Source organism: Brachybacterium sp. J144, assembly GCF_036321705.1.
Lineage (GTDB): Bacteria > Actinomycetota > Actinomycetes > Actinomycetales > Dermabacteraceae > Brachybacterium.
The window spans coordinates 106242-117924 of sequence record NZ_JAZDCG010000022.1 but is presented as its reverse complement, the minus strand read 5'-3'; the positions used below and the strand labels follow the sequence as shown (position 1 = coordinate 117924).

Annotated in this window: 8 protein-coding genes; 2 read left to right on the top strand and 6 right to left on the bottom strand. The window is 74.2% G+C overall.

The features are described 5' to 3' along the window. Window positions 1–131 precede the first annotated feature (131 nt). From V1260_RS08135 to V1260_RS08110, 6 genes are all read right to left on the bottom strand, one after another. Window positions 132–1505 carry an NAD(P)/FAD-dependent oxidoreductase gene (locus V1260_RS08135; RefSeq protein WP_329746314.1) on the bottom strand — a complete coding sequence of 458 codons (1374 nt, stop codon included), beginning with the start codon at window positions 1503–1505 and terminating at the stop codon, window positions 132–134. A 285-nt stretch (window positions 1506–1790) separates the two neighbouring features. Further along, window positions 1791–2213 (bottom strand): DUF202 domain-containing protein, encoded by a 423-nt coding sequence (locus V1260_RS08130; protein WP_329746313.1) that lies wholly within the window; start codon window positions 2211–2213, stop codon window positions 1791–1793. After that, on the bottom strand, window positions 2210–2629 hold the full coding sequence (locus V1260_RS08125) for a YidH family protein (protein ID WP_329746498.1): 420 nt from the start codon (window positions 2627–2629) through the stop codon (window positions 2210–2212). Before V1260_RS08125 ends, V1260_RS08130 begins: the two co-directional genes overlap by 4 nt. Before the next feature lie 949 nt (window positions 2630–3578). Beyond that, window positions 3579–6191, bottom strand: a complete 2613-nt coding sequence (locus V1260_RS08120; RefSeq protein WP_329746312.1) for a transglutaminase family protein — start codon at window positions 6189–6191, stop codon at window positions 3579–3581. Continuing rightward, entirely contained in the window at window positions 6188–7450 is a 1263-nt protein-coding gene (locus V1260_RS08115) for a DUF58 domain-containing protein (protein WP_329746311.1), read from the bottom strand. Before V1260_RS08115 ends, V1260_RS08120 begins: the two co-directional genes overlap by 4 nt. Further along, window positions 7447–8508, bottom strand: coding sequence for an AAA family ATPase (locus V1260_RS08110; protein WP_442878140.1), 1062 nt, complete (start codon window positions 8506–8508; stop codon window positions 7447–7449). Before V1260_RS08110 ends, V1260_RS08115 begins: the two co-directional genes overlap by 4 nt. A gap of 133 nt (window positions 8509–8641) precedes the next feature. Here V1260_RS08110 and V1260_RS08105 point away from each other — a divergent pair, with 133 nt between their 5' ends. Together V1260_RS08105 and V1260_RS08100 are read left to right on the top strand one after the other, a co-directional pair. Continuing rightward, entirely contained in the window at window positions 8642–9793 is a 1152-nt protein-coding gene (locus tag V1260_RS08105; protein WP_329746310.1) for a hypothetical protein, read from the top strand. Between the two features lie 61 nt (window positions 9794–9854). Further along, the gene (locus V1260_RS08100) at window positions 9855–11564 is read left to right on the top strand and encodes a sensor histidine kinase (protein ID WP_329746309.1); all 1710 of its coding nucleotides are present in this window, start codon (window positions 9855–9857) and stop codon (window positions 11562–11564) included. Window positions 11565–11683: the final 119 nt, after the last annotated feature.

Sequence of the window (11683 nt, the reverse complement as noted above, 5' to 3'; positions counted from 1 at the left end):
CGCAGGACACGCCCGGAAGTCTCCGAGCTGGGACCGTTCTGTCACCTTGAGTTCACCAGGCATAACGGTTCTTGTTCATCGGCCCCGATCCCTTGACCGGGGCTTGGGGACCTCTTGACCGGACCGGGAGGTCAGCCTTCGGCGCCGCGCCCGAACTTGCGGTGGTCGGCCTGCTCCTCGAACATCCGCGCGGCGCGCAGCGAGTTCACCTCGCCGACGACCGGGTTCGGCTGGTGGGTGGCGCGTGTGCCGCCGTACAGCGAGAGCAGGTTCATCGCGACGGCGCGCTGGTTGCGGTGGCCGAGCATCTTGGTGACGTGGACGCCCAGCCAGGCGGCCCAGCCGAGAGAGCCCGTCAGGCCCGGCAGACGCGGGATCTCGGCGATCGCGGCGTGACGGCCGATGGTGGCCATGGTGCCGAGGTCCGTGTAATGGAACTTCTGGCGCGGCGTGCCGGCGACCTCCGCGGCGATCGCCTTCGCGGCGGCGCGGCCCATCTGCACCGCGGGCTGCGCGAGCTGCGGCAGCGCCTCGTCCTGCGCGGCGATGTCGCCCGCGGCGTAGACGCCCGGCACGCCCTTGACCTGCAGGTAGTCGTCGACCATGATCCGGCCGCGCTTGTCCTGGGGCAGGCCCCAGTCGGAGACGACCTCGGGCACGCCGACGCCGGCCGCCCAGATGGTCACGTCGGACTCGAGCACGGTGTCGTCGTCGAGGATCACGTGGTCGTAGCCCACGGACTTGACGCCGTGGCCGAGGCGCAGCACGACACCGCGGTCGGCGAGCTCCTCCGCGGCGTACTCGCGGAAGTCGGGGCGGAACTCCTTGATCAGCTCGGTGCCGCGCTGGATGATCGTCACCTGCAGCGTCCCCGGATCCATCTCGGGGTAGAGGATGTCCAGCTCCTGCATGCGGAAGTCCGCGAGAGCGCCCGCGATCTCGACCCCCGTCGGCCCGCCGCCGACCACGCACACGTGCAGCTTGTCGTGGTGCGAGGTCACCTCGCGGGTGGCCCGCTCGAGCTCGGAGAAGAGACGGTCGCGGATCGCGAGGGCCTGCGAGCGCGTGTACATCGGCATCGCGTGCTCCTCGGCGCCCGGGGTGCCGAAGTAGGTGGTGGTGCAGCCGTTGGCCACGATCAGGTAGTCGTACTCGAGCTCCTGGGTGCCCTTGGTGCCCTCGTCCAGGGCGACGACCTTCCGCTCCGGGTCCACGCCCACGACCTCGCCCTGGCGGTAGCGCATGTTGGGGATCTTCAGCGACAGGCCGCGCAGGAACATGGTGACGTCGCCCGGGTTCAGGCCCGCGGTCGCGACCTGGTACAGCAGCGGCTGGAAGGTCTTGTAGACGTTGCGGTCGATGAGGGTCACGCGCACGCGGGCGTCGCGCAGGGCGCCGACGGCGTGCGCCCCGGCGAAGCCGCCGCCGAGGATGATCACGTGGGGCCAGCTCGCGCCGTCCTTCGCGGGGACGATCGGACGACGGCTGAGGAACGGCATGACCATGAGTGCGGACTCCTTCGGGGGACGGGCGGCCACGGGCGGCGGGAGCTCGGGGCCGGGTCGTCGGGGAGATGAGACGGCGGAGCGTGCGGTCTGCGGGCGGCGGCGAGGTGGCCCCCGGGGGACGGTCCCGTGGGTCGGGCCCGACGCCGGGGACGGGGGCGCAGGGGCGCCGTCCGAGTCCTCGCCGATGCTACCCACTCGCGCGGGGCGGGGACACCTGGGCGGGGCCGATGAGGTCGCGATTCACAGCGTGTCTGCTGGGTCACGGGGGCACGGCGGGCGGGGTCAGGGACCCCAGGCGGACACCGCTCCCACGACCAGGAAGGCGGCGCATAGTGCCCCGATGGCGAGCACGCCGAGGGTCGCGGCGAGCATCGGCAGACCGCCGCGGAGCAGCACTCCCGCGGTGTGCAGGTCGTCATGGGCGCGGCGGTAGCCCGTCGCGGCGAGGGCATAGGCGAGGACGGCCAGACCCGCGCAGAGGATCCCGCCGACGACGGCCACCGGCCCCAGGTGCGAGACGGTGAAGCGCATGGCCAGGAGGCTCGCGACGGCGAAGGACAGGCAGGTGCGGCGCCAGGCGAGGAGGGTCCGCTCGGGCTGCAGGCCGGTGTCGAAGACGGCGTCGGGGGGCGGGGCAGGCGGTGGGTGCGGAGCAGCCGGCGGAGGCTCGGCGGGAGCCGACGGGGGCTCGGCGGGGGCGCTCACATCCACATCCCGATGCTCACCAGCGCCGCCGCGACCAGAACGCCGACGACGATCACGGCGCCCGCGCCGAGTCCCGGCAGCGGCGCGGCCCGACGCAGGGAACGCTCGGTCGCGCGCCAGCCCCACCAGGCCTGCAGGGCGCAGAGGGTGCCGAGGACCAGGAAAACGCCGGCCGCGGCGAGGCGCCAGCCGGTCGCCGCGGGCAGGGCGAGGGCCTCGAGGGCGAAGGCGCCGGCGTACATCGCGAGGGAGGTGCGCAGCCAGGCGAGGAAGGTGCGCTCGTTGGCGAGGCTGAAGCGGGGGTCGGGCTCCGCGCCCTGCCGGTAGACCGAGGCGGGGAAGCGTCGGTCGACGGGCGCGGGGGCGGGCGCCTGCGCGGCGGGCGCGGGCCCGGGAGTGCCGGACGCAGCCGGCACGGGGTCGGCGGAGGCGGGAACGGGGGCGCTGCTGTCCTGGTGCGCCGCGGAGGTGCGACCTGGGCCGACGACCTGGGGCGCGGCAGGATCGAGGTGGTGCGACTCGTTCCGGGACGCCGCGGGATCCGACGGCACGGCGGGGTCCTGAGGTGCGGCGGCGTCGGGGGGCGGGGTCACGTGGGCTCCTCGGGATCGTCGGGGTCGGCGGGGCGCGGCTGCATCCATCGTTCCACGGGGCCATCCGACCGATCCGATCGGGTTTCCCTGTCTCGGCCGCCTCGCTGGGGGTGGTCCCGCCTCCGGCCCGCCCCGGCCGCGCCGCGCTCCTCCCCCATGCGCTCCGGCACCCCCGCCTCGACGGTCCCCGGTCGACGGTGTCGGCCGGCGAGCCAGATCGGGGGCGTTTCCGGCTCGTGGGCCGACCTCGTCGACCTCCCGTTCCACTCCGCCCGAGTTGATCGACCTCCCGTACCACTTTCCTGGAACATTCCGTCGATCAACTGGGCGCGGGGCGGACCTGGGTCACCTGACCCGGGCTGGCTGTCACCGGCTGGCGGTCCCGGCCCTGCGGTCCCGGACTGCCTGACGCGAGCTGCCTGGTCTGAGCGGCCTTTTTCGGGCTGCCTGCTGGAACTCCGCGCCTGGCGTGACCTCAAGCTCTGTGAGGGGCTGAGGTCACGCCAGACGCGGTGTTTCAGTCGGGAGGGGGCGCGAGGGACGGGTCCCGGTCCGCCGACACCGCACCGGTCGTCCCGGCAGGGTCGACAGTGTCGGCTGGCGAGCCAGATCGGGGGCGGTTCTGGCTCGGGAGTCGACAGTGTCGACCTCCCGTTCCACTTCGTCCGAGTTGATCGACCTCTCGTTCCATTTCGCCCGAGTTGATCGACCTCCTGTTCCACATTCCTGGAACGTCTCGTCGATCAACTGGGCGGGGCAGCGGGTGGTGTCGTCAGCGGGCGCGGCGGATGAGGGCGATGAGCAGGTCGGCGTCGTCGCGCAGGGGATGTTGGGCGAGCGGGGCGTCCACCGGCCCGTTCTCTGCCCCATCCACGGGCCCGGCCTCCGCGCCAACCCCCGCGCCGCTCCCCGCCTCGTCACCCGCCTCCGGGAGCGGGGCGGCGTAGCGGGCGGCGGTGTGGGCTGCGGCGATGCGGTCGGCGGCGGCGCAGTGCTCGGCGGTGACTTCCTGGTCCCCGGCGGCGATCTGGTCGAGGAGGTCCGCGAGGGCCTCGCGGGGCGGGAGGGCGCGGTCCAGCTCGAGCGGCCGCGGCGGTTTCCCCCAGGCCCCGGTCCAGCCCAGCAGCCGCATCACCCGGGTGCGGACCCGCAGCTCCCAGGACACCTCGGTCCACGCCATCCGTCCCGCCCCGCGACGCAGCCGCTCCGTCTCGATCGCGGCGGCACCACCACCTCCCGAGCGACCGCCAGTCCCGGCCCCAACCCCACCAGTCCCTACTCCCCCGGCCCGCTCGAGAAAGGCGGCCCAGCGGCCGTCACGGCGGCGCATCCGTCGGCGGCGCAGCAGCACCACGCCGCCTACCGCGGCGGTCGCGCCGAGCGCGGCGAGGGTCAGCGTGAGCAACAGCCCACCCTCGACCCGGTCGGCGTTCTCGGGGGTCAGGAGGGCGCCGCCGCCGTCGGAGGCCGTGGCCGCGGACTCGGTGGGCTCCGCGCTCTCGGTCTCCTCCGCCGACGGGGTCTCGCTCGGGGTCTCCTCGGTGGGCGTGTCCTCCACCGGGGCAGTCGGCTCGCTCGCCCCGCCGCCCGTCGCCGACTCCTCGAAGCCGGGCTCGGTGACGCCGTTCGCGGCGGCGGAGGGTGTCGGCTCGAAGCGCACCCAGCCGTGCTCGGGGCCGAACCACACCTCGGGCCAGGCGTGCGCGTTCGAGGACCGCACGGTCCACCCGTCGGCGCTCTGACTGCCGGCGGTGAAGCCGATGACCACCCGCGTCGGGTAGCCCTGCGAGGTCATCATCAGCGCGAACACGCTCGCGAACTGCTCGCAGTAGCCGATGCGATCGGCGAGGAAGCTCTCGAGGGGGTCCTCGCCGGCGGGGGTCTGCACGGTCAGCGAGTAGCGGAAGCCGCGGAAGTACTCCTGGTAGGCGAGGGCGGTGTCGAAGGCGGTCTCCGCCCCGGCGTCGGCGGCGATCTGGTCGGCGAGGTCGACGGCGACCTCCGGCACCTCGGACGCATCGGTGTAGCCGGCGTCGAGCGGCTGGGCGAGGACGGCAGGGTCCACGGCGCGCAGCTCGTCGGCCGTGGCGCCGTCGTCCTCGCTGGTGACGGTGTACTCGAGCCCCACGAGCCCCGCGCGCAGCGCGGAGGAGTCGACCTCGCCCGGGGTCGCGCGCAGCGTGAGGGCCTCGGCGAGGGACGGCTCGGCGGTCTCGAGGGATCGGATGTTGGCGGGCACGGGGAGCCGGTCGCCGTAGTACTCGAGCACCTCGATCCGGGTGCTGGCGGTCTCCGCGCCGGTCCCGCCGAGGAGGGTGCCGTCGGCGCGCGCGTCGGAGAAGACCGTCGCGCCGACGTCCAGCTCCTCCCCCGCACCGGTGGCCCGGAAGGTCTCCCCGTCGAAGCTGTTCAGGGTGCGCACGCGCAGGTAGCCGGGCGGGGCGGCGTCGGTGGTGTAGCGCAGCACCTCGGTGTTGCCCTGGTCGAGCAGGGTGCGGCGCACGGAGACGTCGTCGTCGATCATCACGGGGCCGAGCCGCGGCAGGTCCCGGTTCTGCCACTGGTTCACGAGGTCCATCGACAGCGCCATGCGTGGGGCGACGAGCTGCGGGAGGGCCGCGCCGAGCGGCAGGGCGAGGGCGGCGACGAGCACGGCGGCGATCGCGGTCACGGCGCCGGGGCCGACGGGGGCGGTCAGCGTGCCCGGCGGGCGCGGGGCCGACGCGGCGGCGGGGTGGAGGGCGTCGGCCGCAGCGTCGGAGCCGGACGCGCGACCAGGCACCGGATCGGGGTGGAGCGTGCGGGTGCCGAGGATGAGCGCGGCGGCGAGGACCGGCCCGGCGACGGTCAGCCAGCCGCCGCCAGTGGGGACCTGCAGGGCGGGCAGCAGAATCGTGCCGAGCAGCGCGAGGCCCACCGGGGTGTGCCAGCCGAGGTCCACGTAGACCAGGTCGAGCACGAGCGCGCCGAGGGCCAGCAGCAGCACCACCAGCACCGTGGCGCGGGCGCCGAGCACCACCGGGGCCATGGAGGCGGTGAGGTCCGCGGCGGCGGCGGGGAGGATGTCGGCCTGGGCGGTGAGGATCCGCAGCGGCAGGTCGGAGAGGCTCACGAGCCCCTGGCTGAGCTCCATCACGAGCACCAGCAGCGCGACCACGGCCAGCTGCAGCACGGGCACGAGCGCGGGCCGGGGCACGAGCATCCGCAGCACCATGCCGGAGACGATGACGATGCCCGCGGCCGCCGCGGTCAGCTGCAGCCAGGCGCTGCCGTCCAGCAGCAGGGACAGCGGGGTCGAGGCGAGCAGCACGGCGGCGAGGAGGAGCAGGGAGCGGGCCACGAGGTGCCCGCCGGTCGGGGCGGGTCGGCCGATGAGGCGGCTCATGCGGGACTCCCTGGCTCGGGGGCGGTGAGGAGGTCGTCGAGGCTGTGCGCGAGGGTGCCGGTCACGAGCGTCCAGGCACCGAGCCGGCGCCGGGTGGGGACCGACGGGGGCACGGCCGCCGACGGGGGCGCGGGCGCGGCAGGGTCTGCCGGATCGGACCGCAGGGCGAGCGCGGTGCGGTGGCTCGAGCGGCCCGCGAAGCGGTCGAGGTCCAGGCCTGCGAAGGGCTCGCCGTCGTCGAGGCCGAGGGCCAGGGCGAGGGAGGTCAGGCCCGCGGCGTGGTCGTGGCCCACACGGGCCGGCTCGTCGTCGAAGTCGACCTCGGCGAGCGCGAGCAGGCCCGCGCGCAGCTCGAGGGCGTCGGCCTCCCCGCCGAGCGGCGAGGCGGACTCGAGCCCGCGGCGGCGGCCGGTGCGGGTGATCTCGTCGCCCGAGGCGTCGAGGATCCGCACCTCCCAGCCGTGGGCGCCGAGCACGTCCAGGAGGGTCGCCGCATGGGAGACGAGGCGGTCCTCGACCGCGGGCGTCATGCCGGGCCGCGAGGTGGTGTCCAGGACGACCATGGCGCTGCGCCCGCTGACGGGCTCGTCCTCACGGGTCATGAGCTGGCCGGAGCGAGCGCTGGCCCGCCAGTGGATGCGGCGGATGTCGTCCCCGGCGACGTAGGGGCGGGCGATCGGGCCGATCTCGCCGACGCCGATCCCGGCGCCCTGGTCGGCGCGGCCGCCCAGGCCGGCGGTCCGCGCGGCGAGGGGTGTGAGCGCGGTGATGACGGGGACGCCGGTGATGCGCAGGGCGTCGGTCGAGGTGCGGCGGAGCTGGAAGAGGCCGAAGAGGTCGCGGAGCAGCAGAGAGCAGGGGCCGAGGCGGTGCGCGCCGCGGCGGCCGACGGTGAGGGCGTGCGGCATGCGGTTCTGCAGAGGCAGGTCGCGCTCGCCGCCGAGCGCCTCGGGGAGGTGCTCGCGGAGGATCCCGCGGCCCAGCGGCAGGAGCGGCCGGCCGGTCAGCTCGATCTGCACGCGGGCGCGGCCGCCGACGGCGACGGCGTCGTCGAGCACCCGTCGGCGGAGGCGCAGCCCCGTCCCGGCCAGGAGGATCGCCGCGGCGCCGACCAGGAGCAGCAGGAGCAGCGCCGCGGCGACCGAGCGCAGCGGCACGAGGTTCGTGAGGTCGGCGAGGAGCCAGCAGACGACGGCGAGGACGGCGAGGAGCACGCCCCGGGCGGTGGGGCGCAGCACCGTCCCCGGCCGGGCGCTCACCACTGCGGGGTGTCGGAGAGGACCTGGTCGAGCAGCTCCCCCGCGCTCGCGCCGCGGGACAGGGCCTGCGGGGTCAGGTGGAGGCGGTGGCGCCACACGGGGAAGATCACCGAGCGGACGTCGGCCGGTTCGACGAAGACCCGGCCGTCGAGGGCGGCGTTGGCCTTCGCGGCGCGGACCAGGTGCACGGCCGCACGGGGCGAGGCGCCGAGGGTGACCTGGGGGTGGCGGCGGGTGGCGTCGGCGAGGCGGACCACGTACTCGAGCAGCGGCGGGGCGGCGTGGATCCGGCGGACGGCCCGCACGTGGGCGGCGATGACCTCGGGGCTGGTGCGGGCGCGGAGCGCGTCGATCACCTCGCGGTCGCCGTCGGCTACGGGCCCGGCCTGGACGCCGAGCATGCGGGTCTCGGCGGAGCGCAGCGGGTAGCCCATGGAGGTCTGCGCGAGGAAGCGGTCGCGCTGCGCCTCGGGCAGCCGGTAGGTGCCCTCCATCTCCACGGGGTTCGCGGTGGCGACCACCATGAACGGCTCGGCCAGCGCGTAGGTGGTTCCGTCGACGCTGACCTGCCGCTCCTCCATCGCCTCGAGGAGCGCGGACTGGGTCTTCGGGGAGGCGCGGTTGATCTCGTCGGCCAGCAGCACCTGGGTGAAGACGGCGCCGGGCCGGAACTCGAACTGGCTGGTCGCCTGGTTGAAGACGCTCGCGCCGGTGACGTCGCCGGGAAGGAGGTCGGGGGTGAACTGGATGCGGTGCCGCTCGGCGCCGAGGGCCGCGGCGAGGGACTTGGCGAGCATCGTCTTGCCGACGCCGGGGATGTCCTCGACGAGGAGGTGGCCACCGGCCAGCAGCACCAGCAGGGCCAGGCGCGTGACCTCGGGCTTGCCCTCCACGACGGTCGCGATCTCGTCCATGACCGCCTGGGCGGTGGTGGCGATCTCGCGGGCGTCCGCCTCGGTGAGGGCCGACGACTCCCTCCCGGCGCGGCGGCGGGCCGTCGGGGCGGCGGGGGCGCCGGCAGCCGACGGGGTGGGCTCCGACGGGGTGGGCTGGGTCATCGCATGCTCCTCCGGATCTCCGCCGCGAGGTGCGCACGAAGGCTTTGCCCGACCATGAACGGCTTCGGGCCCCCGGCGCGCTGGGCTCCCCTAGAGTATGACCGGTCCTTTCTGTTTTCCGAGGAGTCTTCCTGTGACAGCCCGCCGCCTGCCCGCCGTCCGACTCGGCGCAGGCCTCGCCCTCTCGCTGACCTGCGCCGTCGCCGCCCTGACCGGGGTGGCCGCACCGGCGTCGGCGGAGGGCCCCGCGCCCGCCGCTCCGCCGGTGGTGTGCCAGGGAGCGCAGCTGAGCGTGAGCGCGTCCACCGCGGAGGTGGGTCAGACCCTCGCCGTGGAGGGCGTGTGCTTCACGCCGCGCAGCACCGGCCAGCTCACCCTCATCGGTCCCGACGGCAACACCTCCCATGCCGTGACCAGTGACGAGTCCGGGACCGTGGTCGCCTCCGTGACCGCGAGCTCCGCCGGGGAGTACACCGTGATGGTCGAGGTGGACGGGGTGCAGGAGACGGCCCAGTTCGTGGCCTCGCCCGTGGAGGACGACGGCGACGGGGACGGGACGGACGGCAGCGAGGAGCCGACCGAGCCCGCAGAGCCGACCGAGCCCGCGGAGCCGACGGATCCGTCGGACCCCACCGAGCCGGCCGATCCCACCGATCCTGCCGAACCAACCGAGCCGGTCGAGACGACGCCCGATGAGGACGATCCGTCCGACGGGGAGACCCCGGGCGATGACGGCACCGACGACTCCGGCACCGCCGACGGCTCTGACTCCGACGATGACTCGGCCGTTCCCCCGTCGGACGAGGAGGACTCGCAGGGCGGGGACGAATCCGCCGAAGGCGAGGACGACTCCGCCGAAGCTGGCGACGGCACGGACGAGAGCGGCGTGGACGGGTCCGACGCCGGCGCCGATTCCGGACTGGCCGACCAGGACGGCTCGGCCGAGGCCGGCGTCGACGAGGACGGCACGACCGAGGACGGCTCCGACTCCTCCGACAACTCCGCCGAGGACGGCGCGTCCGCGGACGGCACAACCGAGGACGAGCCCGCCGAGGAATCCGACAGCACCGGGGACGGCACCGCCGACGGCGAGGACATCGTCCTCACGGGGCCCTCCCCCGCGATCCCCACCACCTCCGAGAGCTCCGACGACGCGCAGCAGGACGCCCCGCGCGAGGATCTCGCCACCACCGGCTTCCCCGTCGGCCCCGTCGTGGCCGCCGCGCTGCTCGCCCTGGGCGCCGGAGGGGCGGCACTGTGGGCCCGGTCCCGTCTAAGCCGCTGATCCGCCGCGCGATGTTCGTCCAATCGCGCACGGACGCCCCTGCAGGATCCACACTGTGCCCATGACCCGTGTGCAGGACATCCTCGCCCTCATCGTGCGGCCGACGGGCGGCGCGACGTGGAAGCAGCTGTTCTTCTGCGCCTTCACCCTGCTGTTCGCGGTGACCGTGTGGGCCTCGGCGGCGGAGCGGCTGGTGCTGCTGGAGTTCGTCGCGGGCCTCGCGATGCTGCTGGGGACGACCGTGCTCGCGGTCTGCGTGCCCTGGGATCGACTGCCCGCGACGGCGGTCGCGGCGGTGCCGCTGCTGGACGTGGTGCTGGTGGCGCTGCTGCGGGACAGCATGCGCGACGTGACCATCGCGTTCTCGCTGCTGGTGTTCGTGCCGACCCTGTGGCTCGTCGGCACGTTGCGCGCCCGCGGGGTGTGGCTGTCCACGCTCCTGGTGACGCTGCTGTTCTCGGTCCCGGCGATGGTGCGGAACGTGCCGCTCGACGGGTCGCTCGCGGTGGTCAGCTCGCTGCTGCTGCCGACGACCGTGCTGGGGATGGGCCTGCTGGTGCTGGGCGCGCTGACCTCGATCGACCGCGAGTCCGCACGGGCCCGGCACGCGCTGACCATCCAGACCCAGCTGCTCGAGGCCAGCGCGGCGCAGGAGTCGCAGCTCGAGGCCGTCTTGAACAGCATCGACCTGGCCGTGGTGGTGGTCGACCGCGACGGGGTCTTCGACCGGCAGAACCCGGCGATGATCGAACAGGGCCTCCGCGCGCAGCAACTGTCCGGAGCGGCGAGCACCCAGGAGCGGGACCTGCTGCTGCGCTTCCCGGGGACCTCGCGGGAGATCCCGCTGGACCGTCGGCCGGTGGCGCGGGCCCTCGCCGGGGAGAGCTTCTCGAACTACGTCGTCTCCGTGGGTCCCGACGGGGACAGCATCAATCTCGCGGCCTCGGCCCGGCAGATCACGGACCATCTCGGGCACTCCGACGGCGCGGTGGTGGTCTTCTCCGACGTCACCGAGCTGTACGAGTCCGTCTCCGCGCAGGAGCAGTTCGTGGCGACCGTGTCCCACGAGCTCCGCACCCCGCTGACCTCGGTGATCGGCTTCCTCGAGCTGGCCCAGGATGACGAGGCCCTCGCGGAGGACACCGCCCACTACCTCCAGATCGCGAGTCGCAGCGCCGACCAGCTGCAGCAGCTGGTGGAGACGCTGCTGTTCACGCATGTGCAGCGCACAGCCCGCGCCCCGATCGAGCGCACGCCGCTGCGGCTCAGCGATCTGGTGGACGAGGCCTGCGACTCCCTCGGTCCCGCGATCGCGGGGGCGGGACTGACCCTGGAGCGGCACGTGCAGGAGACGCGGGCCGTCCCGATGAACCGGGAGCTGATGATGCAGGCGCTGAACAACCTGCTCTCCAACGCGGTGAAGTACACGCCGCGCGGCGGGACGATCTCCGTGCGGGCCCGCGACGTGGACGGCGCGGTCGCCGTGTCCGTGCGGGACACCGGCATCGGGATGACGCCCTCGGAGCAGTCCAAGCTGTTCACCCGGTACTACCGCACGGGCACCTCGAGGGAGCAGCACATCCCCGGGCACGGCATCGGCCTCGCGCACACGCGCCAGGTTGTGCTGGACCACGGCGGCCAGCTGTCGGTCCGCTCGAAGGCCGACGAGGGCTCGCTGTTCACGCTGTGGATCCCCTTCGAGGAGGGGATCATGCTCGAGCAGCCCCCCGAGCCGGGCACGCGCACCGGCGCGATGGAGCTCGGCGGCTGAGGGGTCAGGAACGACGGATCCCTCCAGGTGAAGGCGACTTTCAGACATCTGCCTCAGACGTCGGTGCGTGCGGTTATGCTCCGCTCATCCCGCCGGGCCTTTCCTTCTCTGAGGTGATA